The organism is Simiduia sp. (genome assembly GCF_058345725.1).
On record NZ_JBTUOC010000020.1, the window covers coordinates 19,918 to 34,236 of the forward strand.

Annotated in this window: 13 protein-coding genes; 10 read left to right on the forward strand and 3 right to left on the reverse strand. The window is 58.6% G+C overall.

Annotation, left to right across the window (positions count from 1 at the left end; translation table 11 throughout):
* Nucleotides 1-17: 17 nt before the first annotated feature.
* The 3 genes from cobO to ACW8F6_RS04720 all read left to right on the forward strand — a co-directional run bounded on the left by cobO (nucleotide 18) and on the right by ACW8F6_RS04720 (nucleotide 5,109).
* Nucleotides 18-650 (forward strand): cob(I)yrinic acid a,c-diamide adenosyltransferase, encoded by a 633-nt coding sequence (cobO, locus tag ACW8F6_RS04710; RefSeq protein WP_491574693.1) that lies wholly within the window; start codon nucleotides 18-20, stop codon nucleotides 648-650.
* Nucleotides 651-790: 140 nt separating this feature from the next.
* A complete protein-coding gene (locus ACW8F6_RS04715; RefSeq protein WP_491574694.1) occupies nucleotides 791-3,529 on the forward strand; it encodes a M16 family metallopeptidase in 2,739 nt (912 codons plus the stop codon).
* Between the two features lie 131 nt (nucleotides 3,530-3,660).
* Nucleotides 3,661-5,109: a cobyric acid synthase gene (locus tag ACW8F6_RS04720; protein ID WP_491574695.1), complete on the forward strand. Its 1,449-nt coding sequence runs from the start codon at nucleotides 3,661-3,663 to the stop codon at nucleotides 5,107-5,109.
* A gap of 72 nt (nucleotides 5,110-5,181) precedes the next feature.
* Here the strand turns inward: ACW8F6_RS04720 and ACW8F6_RS04725 are convergent, their stop codons facing one another.
* Nucleotides 5,182-6,129 carry a LysR family transcriptional regulator gene (locus tag ACW8F6_RS04725; protein ID WP_491574696.1) on the reverse strand — a complete coding sequence of 316 codons (948 nt, stop codon included), beginning with the start codon at nucleotides 6,127-6,129 and terminating at the stop codon, nucleotides 5,182-5,184.
* A gap of 430 nt (nucleotides 6,130-6,559) precedes the next feature.
* On the opposite strand from ACW8F6_RS04725, the gene ACW8F6_RS04730 reads away from it, so the two are divergent.
* The 3 genes from ACW8F6_RS04730 to ACW8F6_RS04740 all read left to right on the forward strand — a co-directional run bounded on the left by ACW8F6_RS04730 (nucleotide 6,560) and on the right by ACW8F6_RS04740 (nucleotide 9,324).
* Complete coding sequence (locus tag ACW8F6_RS04730) at nucleotides 6,560-7,591, forward strand: helix-turn-helix domain-containing protein (protein ID WP_491574697.1); 1,032 nt, start codon at nucleotides 6,560-6,562, stop codon at nucleotides 7,589-7,591.
* Nucleotides 7,592-7,672: 81 nt separating this feature from the next.
* Nucleotides 7,673-8,932 (forward strand): S41 family peptidase, encoded by a 1,260-nt coding sequence (locus ACW8F6_RS04735; RefSeq protein ID WP_491574698.1) that lies wholly within the window; start codon nucleotides 7,673-7,675, stop codon nucleotides 8,930-8,932.
* Nucleotides 8,933-9,162: 230 nt separating this feature from the next.
* The gene (locus ACW8F6_RS04740) at nucleotides 9,163-9,324 is read left to right on the forward strand and encodes a hypothetical protein (RefSeq protein WP_491574699.1); all 162 of its coding nucleotides are present in this window, start codon (nucleotides 9,163-9,165) and stop codon (nucleotides 9,322-9,324) included.
* An 84-nt stretch (nucleotides 9,325-9,408) separates the two neighbouring features.
* Here the strand turns inward: ACW8F6_RS04740 and ACW8F6_RS04745 are convergent, their stop codons facing one another.
* Nucleotides 9,409-10,167, reverse strand: coding sequence for a PEP-CTERM sorting domain-containing protein (locus ACW8F6_RS04745; RefSeq protein WP_491574700.1), 759 nt, complete (start codon nucleotides 10,165-10,167; stop codon nucleotides 9,409-9,411).
* A 261-nt stretch (nucleotides 10,168-10,428) separates the two neighbouring features.
* Entirely contained in the window at nucleotides 10,429-11,013 is a 585-nt protein-coding gene (locus ACW8F6_RS04750) for a DNA-3-methyladenine glycosylase I (RefSeq protein ID WP_491574701.1), read from the reverse strand.
* Nucleotides 11,014-11,107: 94 nt separating this feature from the next.
* Between ACW8F6_RS04750 and ACW8F6_RS04755 the strand changes: the two genes are divergently transcribed.
* From ACW8F6_RS04755 to ACW8F6_RS04770, 4 genes are read left to right on the forward strand one after another with little or no spacing between them, the layout of a single operon-like run.
* Nucleotides 11,108-11,686: a hypothetical protein gene (locus ACW8F6_RS04755; RefSeq protein WP_491574702.1), complete on the forward strand. Its 579-nt coding sequence runs from the start codon at nucleotides 11,108-11,110 to the stop codon at nucleotides 11,684-11,686.
* A gap of 8 nt (nucleotides 11,687-11,694) precedes the next feature.
* Nucleotides 11,695-12,675: an alpha/beta fold hydrolase gene (locus tag ACW8F6_RS04760; protein WP_491574703.1), complete on the forward strand. Its 981-nt coding sequence runs from the start codon at nucleotides 11,695-11,697 to the stop codon at nucleotides 12,673-12,675.
* A gap of 51 nt (nucleotides 12,676-12,726) precedes the next feature.
* The gene (dtd, locus tag ACW8F6_RS04765; protein WP_491574704.1) at nucleotides 12,727-13,176 is read left to right on the forward strand and encodes a D-aminoacyl-tRNA deacylase; all 450 of its coding nucleotides are present in this window, start codon (nucleotides 12,727-12,729) and stop codon (nucleotides 13,174-13,176) included.
* Between the two features lie 49 nt (nucleotides 13,177-13,225).
* Nucleotides 13,226-14,296 carry an HD domain-containing phosphohydrolase gene (locus ACW8F6_RS04770; protein ID WP_491574705.1) on the forward strand — a complete coding sequence of 357 codons (1,071 nt, stop codon included), beginning with the start codon at nucleotides 13,226-13,228 and terminating at the stop codon, nucleotides 14,294-14,296.
* The last annotated feature ends 23 nt before the right edge of the window (nucleotides 14,297-14,319 follow it).

Genomic DNA, 14,319 nt, shown 5'->3' on the forward strand with positions numbered 1-14,319 from the left:
ACAATCGGTGCGTCGCCATGACTGACAATGCCTCAAAGCCCGAAGCCGACACGCAAGACAAGGCTGCACGACACAAGGCCCGTATGGCCCAGCGCAAGACTCTAGTAGACGAGGCCGTGGCGCGCGCAACGGAACAGCGCGGCGTGGTTATTGTTCTTACGGGGGACGGCAAGGGCAAAAGTTCTTCGGCCTTTGGCACCGCACTGCGCTGTGCCGGTCACGGTTATCAGGTGGGCATTGTGCAGTTCATTAAAGGCACCTGGGAGTGCGGAGAGCGCAATATTCTGGCGGCGCTGCCGAACGTGGAATTTCACGTGATGGGCACGGGATTCACCTGGGAAACCCAGGATGCCGAGCAGGATAAAGCCGCCGCCGAACAGTGCTGGGCAGAGTGCAAACACCTGTTGACCGACCCCACCGTGCGGTTGGTGGTGTTTGACGAGCTCACCTACATGCTCAATTACAAATACCTGGATAAAGCTGAAGTTTTGGCGGCGATTAGCGCGCGGCCGAAGGATCAAAGTGTAATCATTACCGGTCGCGGCGCCAAAAAATACTTGGAGGACTTAGCGGATACCTTTAGCGAGGTAAAGGCGATCAAACACGCCTTCCACGCGGGCGTGGCCGCGCAGAAGGGGATTGAGTGGTAGTGACCACTCTGTAAGATTGCGACCAGAATACTTCAACCTGCGTTAGTTAGGCTTGCGCGCTGGGTGGCACTGGGCAAAGATGCTACATTTATTTGGCGCTGTGATCCGGCGCCACGATAATTCACAAATGGAGTTTGCCCATGTTCAAAAAACCGTTGGCCGCTGCCTGTTTGGTCTTTGCCGCTGGCGCCTACGCCGGTCCACTGACGGATTCCGTCAAAATCCCCTACGAAACCTTTACCCTGGATAACGGCCTGCGGGTGGTGGTGCACACCGACCGCAAAGCGCCGGTGGTGGCGGTCAACGTCTGGTATCACGTGGGCTCCAAAGATGAAAAGCCCGGTAAAACCGGCTTTGCCCACTTGTTTGAACACCTGATGTTCAACGGCAGTGAAAACGCGCCAGGTGAGTTTTTTGAACCCTTTGAGAAAGCCGGCGCCACGGATATGAACGGCACCACTTGGCTGGATCGCACTAACTATTTTGAAACAGTGCCCACCCCGGCGTTGGATATGGCGCTGTGGATGGAGTCCGATCGCATGGGGCACATGCTGGGCGCCATCGATCAGGCCAAGCTGGATGAGCAGCGCGGCGTGGTACAAAACGAAAAGCGCCAGCGCGAGAACCAGCCCTACGGAAAAGCCTGGGGTTTGCTGCAAAAGGCTGCCTTCCCCAAGGGCCATCCCTATTCATGGAGCACCATTGGCTCAATGGAAGATCTGAACGCCGCCTCGCTGGAGGATGTGAAGAGCTGGTTCCACGAATACTACGGCGCCGCCAATGCGGTGGTGGTGCTGGCGGGCGACATAGATGCGGAAACCGCCAAGGCTAAAATGGACAAATATTTTGGCTTTGTGGCTCCCGGCGAACCTATCGACCGTCAAAAAACCTGGGTCGCTAAGCGCGATAACCAAAAGCGCATGAAAACCCAAGACCGGGTACCCCAGTCGCGCTTATATAAATCTTGGAATACCGCGGAGCTCGCCAACAGCGACAGCGACGTGATGCAAATAGTAGCCGAGCTGTTAGCAGGCGGTAAAAACTCTCGCCTGTACAAACGCCTGGTGCACGAAGAGCAAATTGCCACCAGCGTCAGTGTCGCCTATTGGCCCTTCGAGCTGGCGAGTCTGTTTTCTATTGTGGCCGACGCCAAACCCGGCGTAGAACTGGCGCAGGTTGAGCGCGCCATCGATGAAGAAATTGCCCGTTTTTTGAAGAAGGGGCCGGATAAAAAAGAGCTGGAGCGGGTGCGTACCAGCTTGTTTGCGAGCTTTGTGCGCGGCGCCGAACAAGTCGGTGGCTGGGGCGGCAAGTCCGACATCCTGGCGTCTAATGCGGTGTACATGGGTGATCCGGGCGCCTTCAAGAAGAGCCTGCTGGTGATGGAAGAGGCGAGCACTAAGGACGTGCAGCAGGTAGCCAAGCGCTGGTTGTCTGCAGGCGATTTGGTGCTGGAAGTGGAGCCCTTTCCCAAGCTTGCGGCCTCGGGTCAAGATGTCGATCGCGCTAAGATTCCCGACGCTGGTGATGTGCCGCAGTTGAGTTTTCCCGCCATTGAGCGCACCGAGCTGGCCAATGGAATGAAGGTGGTGTACGCGCGCCGCGACACTGTGCCGCAAGTGAATTTGTCGCTGATGTTTGACGCCGGTTACGCCGCCGACTTTGGCGACAAGCTGGGCCTGACCAAGTTCACCACCGACGTGATGTTAGAGGGCACCAAAAAGCGCGACGCGCTGGAAATCTCGGCGCAGCTCGAAGGCTTGGGCGCGGTTTGGGGGGTGAGTAATAACGTCGACGTTACCAGCTTTAACGTCTCCGCCCTGAGCGCCAATCTGCGCGATACGCTGGATATTTATGCCGATATTTTGCAAAACCCCGCGTTCCGCGAAGCCGATGTCGAGCGCAAACGCGCTTTGACACTGGCGGGCATCGCCCAGGAAAAATCGCAACCCGTGTCCATGGCGCTGCGCACCTTGCCGCCGCTGCTATACGGCGATCAACACGCCTATGGTATTCCGCTGACCGGTTCGGGTACCGAGGCATCGGTGCGAGATATCAGTATCGAAGACATGCAGCAATTTCACGCTCGCTGGATTCGACCCGATAACGCCACCTTGGTGGCCGTAGGTGCCATGTCGCTGGCCGATCTCAAGCCCGAACTTGAGCGCGCCTTTGGCAAATGGCGTGCGCCCTCGGCCGACAAGGGCGTCAAGCAGGTGCAGGCCGTGCAGCCTCCGGCTGAGGCCAGCGTCTATCTAATCGATAAACCCGGCGCCGAGCAATCGGTGATTCTGGCGGGGCAGCTGGTGGGCTCCGCCAAGTCGGCCGACAACCTCGCTTTGGATATGGCCAACACCATTTTAGGTGGTGCTTTCACCGCGCGACTCAACATGAACCTGCGCGAGGATAAGCATTGGGCCTATGGAGCTTACACTTTCATGGTGGACGCTGTTGCTCAACAGCCGCTGATGGCTTACGCGCCGGTGCAAACCGATAAAACCAAAGAGGCTGTATCCGAAGTGGCGCGCGAGCTGAAGGAATACCTCGGTAAAAATCCGGCGCAAAAAGACGAGCTGCAGCGCTACCAATTGAACGAAGTGGCTAAGTTGCCGGGCAGCTACGAAACCATGAATGCCGTATTGGGTGCCATGAGTTCGCAGGTGCGTTTTGATCGCCCCGACGATTATGTGGTGACCTACGCCGATCGCGTAAAAGCGCTAACTGTGGAGCAGGTGCGCCAGGTGGCCAAGGCCAATATGACGCCCGATAAACTCACCTGGGTAATCGTTGGCGACTTGAGCAAAATTGAAGCGGGTATCAAGTCATTAAACTTAGGCGCAATCAAGGTGTTGGACGTGGACGGCAACGCCGTGCGCTAACACCGCACCGACGTTATCTAAAAACCGGCAGCGATGCCGGTTTTTTTTTGCCTAGTCGGTCGCGCATTGAAGGGGGCGGATTTAGTCGCGGTGTCGGTACAATGTGCGTTCTTTCAGGTGGGATGGGTGCAATGGCAAAAACGTTAATGGTGCAGGGCACCACCTCCGATGCGGGCAAAACCACTCTAGTGGCGGCTCTTGGACGACTGTTGGCGCGGGCCGGCGAGCGCGTGGCGCCCTTTAAACCGCAGAACATGGCGCTCAATTCGGCGGTGACAGAAGACGGAGGCGAAATCGGTCGCGGCCAGGCGGTACAGGCACAGGCCTGCGGTGTGGCGCCGCATACAGATATGAATCCGATTTTATTGAAGCCCTGTACCGACACAGGCGCGCAGGTGATAGTGCACGGCCGCGCGCTGTCGCAAATGGAAGCCGGGGCCTATCACGACTACAAAAAAGTGGCGCTGCAAGCGGTGCTCGAATCCTATGGCCGGCTGCAGGCGAAGTACGATTATTTGGTGGTTGAAGGCGCGGGCAGCCCTGCGGAAATCAATTTGCGCGAAGGCGACATCGCCAACATGGGCTTTGCCGAAACGGTGGATTGCCCGGTAATTTTGATCGCCGACATCGACAAGGGCGGCGTGTTTGCGCACTTGGTGGGCACTCTAGCGCTCTTGTCTGAATCGGAGCAGGCACGGGTCGTCGGTTTTGTGATCAATCGCTTTCGCGGCGATCTGGCGCTGCTGCAACCGGGGCTGAATTGGTTGGAGGCAAAAACGGGCAAGCCGGTGCTGGGCGTGATTCCCTATGTGCAGGATTTACATCTGGCCGCCGAAGATGCACTGACGCCGAGTGTGCGCGCCACGGGCGGCGACACGTTAAAAGTAAAGGTGCCAGTGTGGCCGCGCATCAGTAATCACACCGATTTCGACCCGCTGCGGTTGCACCCGCAGGTGGATTTTGAGTTTGTGGGTCCGGGTGGCAGTTTGCAGGGCGCCGATTGGTTGATCCTGCCGGGCAGTAAAAATACCCGCAGCGACCTGGCTTTTATGCGCGCCCAAGGGTGGGACAAGCAGCTGTACCAACACTTGCGTTATGGCGGCAAGGTGCTGGGCATTTGCGGCGGATTGCAGATGCTGGGTCGCCACCTCGCCGATCCCCTGGGCATTGAAGGTGAGCCCGGAAGCAGCGACGGGCTGGGGCTGCTTGATCTGCACACCCAGTTGGCGGCCCGGAAGACCCTGCGCAATGTGGTGGGCCAGCTGCATTTACCCGCCGGCACTGCTCCGGTCACCGGCTACGAGATTCACGCCGGTGAAACCCGAGGCTTACCTCCCAACCTGATAGACCTGGGCACTCACTGGGACGGCTATACCAGTGAAGATGGTCAGGTGGTGGGCACTTACTTACACGGCGTTTTCGAGGCGACCGAGAGTCTGTCCACCTGGTTGCACTGGGCCGGCCTGGGTCAGGTGGCGTCGTTCGATTACCGGGCGCGGGTGGGGCAGGACCTGGATCGCCTGGCCGATGTGGTGGCCGAAAGTCTGGACTGGCCCCGGCTATTGGCGTGCTTTCGCTAGCGTCAGTGGCAGGCTGTTTGCGCAGGCAGGCTGCAACGTGGGTACAGGGCGGCCTGTAAGGCCGCCAGAATGTCAGCCCAGTTGGAGCTGCTTACAGGCCTGTAGCAGTTGTGCGCGCAGCCAGGCATGGGGGGCCGAGTGGCCGCTGCGTTGGTGCTGGACCAGCACGTAGCGCATCTGGGTGTTGAGCGGCTGAGTGTCGGCGCTGGGAATGGCCCGCGCGGTGAGTAGGTGGCGCAGTCGCGGGCTCACTGCCAGCAGCGGCGGGCCCAACATGACCGCATCGGTGCGTAACAGGACCTCCACGGCGGTCATTAGGTGACTGGTTTCCAGCACATAGTGCAGTTGCCGCTCGTATTCCGCCAGCCGGCTGTCCTGGCGCCAAAACTCCAGTTTGCGGAAGTCGCCCACCGACAGGCGCACCTGTGGGTAGCTGAGAAACGCCTGCCAGTGCACTGCCTCTGTAAGCGTGAGTGGGTGGTCACTTCGCATCAGCAGGCAGGGCTGAATGGCACCCAGCTCGACCACATCGAACCCCGGGCCATAGTGCTGGCGTTGAAGCTGCACGGCAAAATCCAAGTCGCCGTCGGCCAGCTGTTTTAGCGGGTCGGCCTCGTAGGCTGCCGCGCTCAGCCGCACGCCCGGTGCCTGGCGCGCGAGCTGTGCAATCAGCTCGGGCATCACCGCGACACCTAGGTACTCGCCTAGCGCCAGGCGAAATTGGCCCTGATACTGGCGGCTGTCAAAGCCCTGGGGCAACAGCAATTGGTCGGCCCCGCGCAGCCAGTTAGCCAGGGGCGTCGCCATGGCCAGCGCCTTGGGGGTGGGGGTTAAGCCGTGGGGACCTCGGGTAAATAGCGGGTCGTCCAAGGTATTGCGCAGGCGCGCCAGTGCTTTGCTAACGGTGGATTGCGTCAGGTGTAATCGCTCGGCCACGCGCGAGACCTGTCGCTCCTCCAGCAGCAGGTGCAGAGTGATCAGCAGGTTGAGGTCGAGTCGCGCGAGCAGGTCAATGTTCATGGGTGTGAATCTAATTCATATGGCGGCTGAATAAAAGTCACTGGGAGAATAATACCTGCTGCGCTAATCTGTTTACCAGTCCATGCCGTAAGGCGTGTTGACCTTGGGGAATGCTCTCCCCGAGATGCCGTGAGCGGCACATTTTACCCCTCTGAACTTGTTCAGAAAGCGTCAGATTCACCCTGCCTTGGCGGGGTTTTTTTATGGCGTTCGGGCCAACCAACGCCGTGCTGGAAACCCTTCGAGCTAGCCAGCTTTGGGCGCACGACTGATCCGGCCCCCTGATGTCGCCAACCCCACAATGCACGCGACGCTGGATCGCGTTGCGCCACAGTTTTTACCGCCCTGTTTTCACAGCGCACAACGCTTGGCAGTGGCATGCTCAGCCGCTAGCCTAGCGACTCCGTCTTTCGTAGCGATGTTGTACTTTATGTCCCTTACCCTCATGCCGGTGAATTTGATCCAATGGGTGTCGGTGGCTTGGTGCCTGCTGGGGATTGCCATTGTCTGGCCGCAAGCGCGCCTTCGCGCCATGGGGGTGCTGCTGGGGTTACAGAGCGTACTGCACCTTTTTAATTTGGCCGAAGAGCTGCAGTTGTGGCGCGGCCCGCTGGTGACACCGGCGTTAATGTTGGGTTTTGGTCCCGCGCTCTATGTGTTTACTCGCCAGGTTGTGGGGGCGCCGGCGTTGTCGCTCAGCCACTGGGGACTGCACGGAGCGCCAATATTGCTGGCGCTGCCTTTCACGATTTGGCCTCAATGGGTGCTGGTGGTGGCGAGCATAAGCCAGTTGCTGTATACGCTGTCGGCCTTGGCGCTGTTAAGGTGCTACCACCAGCAGTCGCGCCAGCAGCGCTCCGATGCCGATGAGCAGGCGCTCTACTGGCTGCGCAATCTACTTTGCTTCTGGATCGCCATGGAGTTGCAAGACCACTTGCGCCTGCATTTGCAGGGCCATATACCCCTGTCGATTTTGGTACCCTGGTACACCGTCAATAGCGCTTTGTATGCGCTAATGACAGGTTATTTGGTGGTTAAAGCGGCGCAACAACCGGCGCTTTTTACCGGCCTCTCGCTAGCGCAAGCAGATGCAGATGCCGATACTCAGCCCCCCGCCGATGCCGCCCCGGTGTTTGCCGCCATTGATGCACACCTGCGCAGCACCGGAGGCTTTCGCCGGCCGCGTCTGTCGCTGCGCGAGGTGGCCGAACAGCTGGGGTTGCAGGAAAAACTGGTGTCCTGGGCCATCAATGCCGGTGCCGGACAAAATTTCTGCGACTACATTAACGGTTTGCGGGTGCAGGCGGTGTGTGAACACTTACACTCGACAGCAGAGCCTGTGCCGCTGCTGCAGTTGGGCTTGGCACAGGGGTTTAACTCGAAAACCAGCTTTAACACCGCCTTCAAAAAAGTCACGGGCACTACACCTAGCCAATATGGGCGCACCAGGGCCCGGCACTGACGTTCGCATTCCTGATTTCGAACGCCAGCGTGCCGTCCGGCTGTCAGGCTACCCGCTCTTTTATTCACGAGGAGTGTGGCGATGCGAGTGCAGTGGTTAATGGTTTGGGTAGTGACGGTGCTGGTGGCCTTTGGTGCAGCGCCGCTGATTGCCGAGCCCCTGAGCGGCGACCAAGTGGCCGCCTGGCGGGCCGATTTGGCGAGCTTTGAGCGGGAGTTGCGCAACCGGCATATCGACCCCTTTCACAGGTTGTCGGAGGCCGAGTTCACTCACCGGTTGCAAGTGTTGCGCGCACGGCTGCCGAGCTTGGATGAAGACGGCATATTGCGAGAGCTCATGTGCTTAACCGCGGCCGTGGGCGACGGCCATACTCAGGTGAGCTATTGGGGCCGCGCGCACCGACTGCTGCCGCTGCGTTGGCGCTGGTTTGCAGATGGTCTGCGCGTGGTCAAGGCCGCGCCTACCTATGAGCATTTACTGGGCGCGCGCCTAGCGCGCATTGGCGGCCTGACGGAAGCGGCGCTGGCCGCTTCCTTGCGCGGTTGTCTGCCATCGGTGGAGAATGAATCCTCTTGGATGGCCGCCTTTGCGAGCGCGGCGGCGGTGGCCGAAGTGCTGGCCGGTGCGGGCGCGACTGTGGCCGACACCGGGGTACAGGTGCAGCTGCATTTGGCCACCGGCGAGTTTATGCAACTGGAGCTGCCCTGGCAGTCTGCCGGCGATAGCCCAAGGCAGGAGCCGCCGTGGCGCAGCTATGGGTTTCAGCGGGTGCCGCCCTCGATGCCGGGTTTGGCGGTGTACCACAACGCTGCATCTGCCACAGCCTACCTGCAATTTGAGCGCTACCCGCCCTATGGCGAAGCTCAGCGTTTAGCCAAATCGCTTCACAAAGCCCTGACTAAGCGCGCGGTGCGGCGGCTGATTATCGATCTGCGCAATAACGGCGGCGGCGACTTTTTTGTCGGGTTGGTGCTGGCGCATGGGCTGGTGTTGCTCGATCAGCTGGACTGGCAGCAGGGGGTCTATGTGTTGATTGGCCGGCACACCTACTCCGCGGCCATGAGCAATGCCGCGCAGTATCGGCAAATTTTGAATGCCCGCTTAGTGGGTGAAGCCACCGGTGCCAACCCCGTGGGCTACCAGGATGCCGATTCCTTTTCGTTGCCTAATGCCGGCTGGCAGGTGATGGTGTCCAAGCGCCGCTACCGCTTCACCGATACTGCCACTCAGGGTCTGCTGCCGGATGTGCCGGTGGCCTGGCCGGCACAGCACTACCTGGCCGGGCGCGACTTACCGCTGGAGTGGATTTTGGCCGATATTGCGACAGCGGCGCGCGACTGATCCCAAGCGCAATTGGCCGGGGTGACAGGCGTGACGGTGCACAGGATTCATCGGTTAGCGCGCGGCCATAAGCCCGGCCTGGAAATGGCAAAGTCACTGGCGGCGGTATTTGAAATTGAGCTTTCAACTTATCGAGACGGCGAGCAGACTATCGAGAATCCCGTATCGCAACAGAACAGCGACGCAATTGTAATTATTAAAGGCGTAAAAGCGTTTGCAGCCGGGCGCTGGTGTACGTCATTTCTGATGTGGCGTTTCTCGCGGTGCGTTTACTCGAGCCAGATGGTCTGGGGCGTAGGGGGCTAGTGCACGGCCTGAGCGCCTCTGAAACAGTTCGATTGGGCAGCGCCCACTGGGCGCGCAAGTTGGTAGAGCGCAGGCTGAGCGTTTAGGTGTGCTCAAGGCGCCTGCCTCACAAAGAGCGAGCCCCCATAAAAAAAGGCGCCCAGGGCGCCTTTACTATCCGAACAGCCGGATTATTTGGTCGCGCGACGGCGCATGAACGCCAGCCCAACGAGGCCCAGTCCCAACAAGGCGAAGGGTGCCGGTTCTGGCACATCCACATCTGCGCGCGCGTCCAGCCAATCGTTGCCGCAAGACATGGTCCAGTGGGCATCCATGGTGAAGTCGCCCATCAAGCCGATGGCGCCGATGTTGAAGCTGAACATGTTGTAGTAAGATTTTTTGCCATCTTCACCAAGCATGAAACCCTCGGTGAAGTTGCTGCCGTTGGCGCCCACTTTTAGCGTGCCGCTGGCCATGGCAAAGGGGTTGGATACGCCGTGACCGGTGTACACCTCATTGCTCCAGCTGCTGACTTCGTAGAGGCCGGCAGCATCTGTGCCCAGGTTGGTGCCGTAGTAGCCCTTGGTCAGATTGCCAAAATCCAACGCGTATTCGTAATTGCTGTCGTCGCCGTCAAAGGACAGGGCCATATCGCCGTTGAAATAGTCCTTACCACTGTAACGGAAGCCATTGTTATCGGCGTCGATGATGTCGAAGCCGGTTTGCAGACCCACGTGCAGGGTATTGCTGCTGGCATCGAACTTGTACATTAAAAATTCAACGTCAAAAGCCTGGCCGCCCACACCGGGGGCTACCACGCCGTCGCCATAGCCGGCGGTGACAGTCATTTGGTGCCAATCGGTGCCCCAAACGCTCAGCAAGCTGGCGGAAGCGGAGAGTGGCAGGCTAGCAAGCAGCGCTAGGGCAGTCGTCTTAATAAGCTTGTTCATGGGGGGCAAGCGTCCTTGTTGTAAACCAAATTGATCGGAGTTAGCGCGGTTGAACCGCATCGGACACACTCAATGTGTCGTCTCGATCCTCATGAAGCAATATGTAGGCCAAGAAGAAAAGCCTAGTAATATCAAGCTGTTGAAGTGCGGCTGTCGCAGCCGCCTGTAAAACTTTTCGACGCGTGGGCAGGCTTATTTTGATCGGGCATGAAAAACCATGGGGGTAGCAGGGTTTTGTGCTGTAAAAACTTTCGACGGGGCTTAAAGCGCCTGCGCGAGTGTCGCACAGGCCGCGTGTTGCGGGCAGCTCAACAGGTGATCGTTGACCATGCCGGTGGCTTGCATGTGCGCATAGCAAATGGTCGATCCCACAAAATTGAACCCGGCCTGCTTAAGCGCTTTGCTCAGTTGATCTGATACAGGTGTACTGGCGGGTAGATCCGACATCTGGCGAAAGCGATTTTGCACCGGTCGACCGTCCACAAACTGCCAAAAGAAGTCCACTGGGCTCTGGCCGCGCTCTTTCATAGCGAGCCAGGCCCGGGCATTGCGCACGGCGCTGTTGACCTTTAAGCGGTTGCGGATAATGCCCGGGTTTTGCAGCAAACGCTCAATTTTAGCGGCGCTATAGCGGGCCATTTTTTCGGGATCGAAGTTGTCGAAGGCCGCGCGGTAATTCTCGCGCTTGCGCAAAACGGTAATCCAGCTGAGACTGGCTTGAGCGCCTTCCAGAATCAAGAATTCAAACAGCCGCTGCTCGTCAAACAGCGGGCGGCCCCACTCTTCGTCGTGGTATTGCTGGTAGAGGCTGTCGCCGTGACACCAGTCGCAGCGTTGATCGGTCATAGTGGCTTCCCCTTTGTTGCCTTGAGTTTGCCTGTATTGGTGTGGCGTCGTCTACACTTTGGGCATCGCGATTAGGTTGGGTTTGGAGACCTCTATGGGACAGCGGCAAGGTGAGCTATCGAGCGGCGGGCTGTGGGTGTTGTGTTGGTTGCTGCTCGCGGCGCCGCCGGCGTGGGCTGAAGGTGAGACCGGCTGCGACGTCACGCGCGCCGCCAAGGTGGCCTTTACTGGCGATCAGGCTACCGACACCCTCACGGTGAATGTGGCCGGCAAGCCCTGTCGCGACGCCGTGGTTAGCTTGCGTATCACGAACAAAGACGGGCGCGAGGTGTATCTCTACGAAGGGGTATTAATCGAGCACCTACCCTTTGTGGTGTACGAGCCCGACCTAGAGCCGCTAGTGACCTATTTTGCAGAAAAAGTGATTAGCGACGGTTTTATTCGTCGCACCAACGACTTGCCGCCTTGGGCTCCGGTTGAACTGTATTACGAGTCCACCAACGATATTATCGTGGTTTCCGAACAGGTCTATAACAGTTTGCGCGGCGTTAAAAAGCCGATTTTTTGGCACGCTGCAGGCGATGCCACTTGGGTGCATGTGGTCTACGACGGACGCAGTCAGTACGGTCGTATCATCATGCGCGGTGGTGTATTTCGCACGGCGGGAGAGTAGCGCCCATCATGCATCAGGCCTTCCCCGATTTACGGCCCTTCGCCCGCAGCCATCTATCCATTAACGAACACCAAATTTATGTGGAGCAGGCCGGCCAGCCCTCCGGTGTGCCGTTGCTGTTTTTGCACGACGGCCCCGGTCTTGGCTGCCACGCCGCCGACCGCCGACTGTTCGACCCCCATCGCTTCCATATGATTCTGCCGGACCAGCGCGGCTGCGGACGCTCGCGCCCTCACCTGGCATTGACCGACAATCAGCGCGAGGCTTTGTGCGACGATTTGCAGGCGCTGCGCCGAGAGCTGGGCATCGAGCGCTGGGTTGTTGCGGGTGTGGGCTGGGGCGGATTGTTGGCCCTGACGCTGGCATTGCGCGAGCCAGATCGGGTGCTGAGTTTACTGTTGATCGCCACCGGGCTGGGCGCGCGGGCCGAATTGAGCTGGCTGTTTGAAGACGGCGCGCCGCAAGTGTTTCCCGAGGCCTACCGGCACTTGTGCAAGGCGCTGAAAATCACTGAAGGATTGCCAGCACCGGCGATCATCGAGCGGGCGCAGACGGTGTTATCGGGCGGCAATGAGCTCGAGCGCATGGCGATGGCGCGCCACTGGGCGCACTGGATGTCCCAGTGCGCCGGCCTCAAACCCCAAACCGATTTACAAAAAGCCTATTTGGAACCGCCCGTGGTGCTGGCGCACGCGAGCTTGCAATTGGCCTATATGGCGCGCCAGTGGGACTGCGACCAGGCCGCGGGTCTAGTGCCGCAATTGGGGGCTTTGCAATCGCTGCCTATCACCTGTATTCACGGCCGCTTTGACATGGTGTCGCCCCTGGCGGGTGTGCTGCATTTGCAGGGCCTGCTGCCCGACATGAAAGTGCACATAGTACGCGAGGCTGGGCACTCGGTGCGCGAGGCGGCCATGGTGGACGCCGTCATCAAAGCCCAGGCAGATATTGCCGACGCCTGTGGTGCTCGTCCTCCCGAGTGCGGCTAGCTGGCCGTTGAAAGCCTGGGTTACACTGGCGCTTTTGCCGAGGCGATAGCATTGAAAGCGTTGATTCAGCGGGTCTCTCACGCTCGGGTAGAGGTCGATGGGCAGACGGTGGGGGCCATCGATCGCGGATTATTAGTGCTGTTGGGGGTAGAGCAACAGGACGATGAAGCCTGCGCCGATAAGCTCATGGATAAATTACTGGCCTATCGGGTATTTTCCGATGACCAGGGCAAGATGAACCTCAGTGTGCGGGATGTTGCCGGCGGCATCTTGCTGGTATCGCAATTCACGCTGGCGGCCGATACGCGCAAAGGCTTACGTCCTGGGTTTTCCAGCGCCGCGCCACCGGCCGCCGCCGAGCGGCTTTACCATTATGTGCTGACTCGACTGAGAGGGCAGCACGAACCGGTGGCCTGTGGTATGTTTGGGGCCGATATGCAAGTGAGCTTGACTAACGACGGCCCAGTGACGTTTTTACTGGAGCAGTCGGGCGCGCGCTAGCCGCACTGACACAAGTGCAACATAACAATAAGCGGGTGAGTACAACAATATGATGAAAGTGCATCAAGGTCGCATACTGATCGTGGATGACAACTCGGTCAACATTGTCATCGTCGAAAAAATTCTACGTCAAGACGGCTTTGCACACATCGATTCCACCACCGATGCCAAAGCGGTACGCGAGCTTTACAGAGAGCACCGCTACGACGCCATTTTACTGGACGTACACATGCCCGAACTCAATGGCTTTGACGTCATGGCGGAACTGGCAGAAGATCACCCTGATGATTACCTACCCATTCTGGTGCTCACCGCAGATCACTCGCCGGAAACGCGCCACCTGGCACTTAGCTCTGGTGCTAAGGATTTTATCAGCAAGCCCTTCGAGCGCGTGGAAGTTCTCTTTCGCGTGCGCAATCTGGTGGAGGTGCGCATGTTGCATAAGGCGGTGTTGGACTCGCGCGAACAGCTAGAATTGAAAGTGCGCGAGCGCACCCGGCAGTTGTACGAAGCGCAAATAAAATTAATTGAGTGCCTGGGTAAAGCCGCCGAATACCGCGATACCCACACCGGTATGCACGTAGTGCGCATGAGCCATGCATCGGCATTGTTGGCGCGCCAAATGGGCTTGAGTGACGAAGAGTGTGAAATTATTTTGCACGCCAGTCCCATGCATGACATTGGTAAGATAGCGATTCCCGACGACGTCCTGTTAAAACAGGGCAAGCTCGATAGCAAAGAGTGGCAAACCATGAAAACCCACGCCGAAGTGGGCGCGGAAATTCTCGGCAGTTACGATTCGAAATTGATGGAGGTGGCGGCCATTATCGCTAAAACCCACCACGAACGCTGGGATGGCAAAGGCTATCCGCAGGGGTTAAAGGGCGAGGAAATACCTTTGTATACGCGCATTGTCAGCGTGTGTGATGTGTTTGACGCGCTCACCTCCAATCGCCCTTACAAAGTTGCCTGGCCGGTGGCCAAGGCGCTGGATTATTTAAAAGAAAACAGCGGCACCCAGTTCGACCCCGCCGTGGTGAACGAATTCGTGTCGATACTCGATCAAGTGCTGGATATCCGGCAGCAGTTTCCCGACGTGCAATCAGAACAGCGCCATTGATTTGCGCGTACATCATCATTAAC

What these genes read in the sequence shown, in the direction of transcription:
- ACW8F6_RS04760 (WP_491574703.1), top strand. Translation starts at nt 11,695, where the DNA reads ATGCATCAGGCCTTCCCCGATTTACGGCCCTTCGCCCGCAGCCATCTA.
- ACW8F6_RS04735 (WP_491574698.1), top strand. Translation starts at nt 7,673, where the DNA reads ATGCGAGTGCAGTGGTTAATGGTTTGGGTAGTGACGGTGCTGGTGGCC.
- ACW8F6_RS04755 (WP_491574702.1), top strand. Translation starts at nt 11,108, where the DNA reads ATGGGACAGCGGCAAGGTGAGCTATCGAGCGGCGGGCTGTGGGTGTTG.
- ACW8F6_RS04715 (WP_491574694.1), top strand. Translation starts at nt 791, where the DNA reads ATGTTCAAAAAACCGTTGGCCGCTGCCTGTTTGGTCTTTGCCGCTGGC.
- cobO (WP_491574693.1), top strand. Translation starts at nt 18, where the DNA reads ATGACTGACAATGCCTCAAAGCCCGAAGCCGACACGCAAGACAAGGCT.
- ACW8F6_RS04730 (WP_491574697.1), top strand. Translation starts at nt 6,560, where the DNA reads ATGTCCCTTACCCTCATGCCGGTGAATTTGATCCAATGGGTGTCGGTG.
- ACW8F6_RS04770 (WP_491574705.1), top strand. Translation starts at nt 13,226, where the DNA reads ATGATGAAAGTGCATCAAGGTCGCATACTGATCGTGGATGACAACTCG.
- ACW8F6_RS04720 (WP_491574695.1), top strand. Translation starts at nt 3,661, where the DNA reads ATGGCAAAAACGTTAATGGTGCAGGGCACCACCTCCGATGCGGGCAAA.
- ACW8F6_RS04745 (WP_491574700.1), bottom strand. Translation starts at nt 10,167, where the DNA reads ATGAACAAGCTTATTAAGACGACTGCCCTAGCGCTGCTTGCTAGCCTG.
- ACW8F6_RS04750 (WP_491574701.1), bottom strand. Translation starts at nt 11,013, where the DNA reads ATGACCGATCAACGCTGCGACTGGTGTCACGGCGACAGCCTCTACCAG.
- ACW8F6_RS04725 (WP_491574696.1), bottom strand. Translation starts at nt 6,129, where the DNA reads ATGAACATTGACCTGCTCGCGCGACTCGACCTCAACCTGCTGATCACT.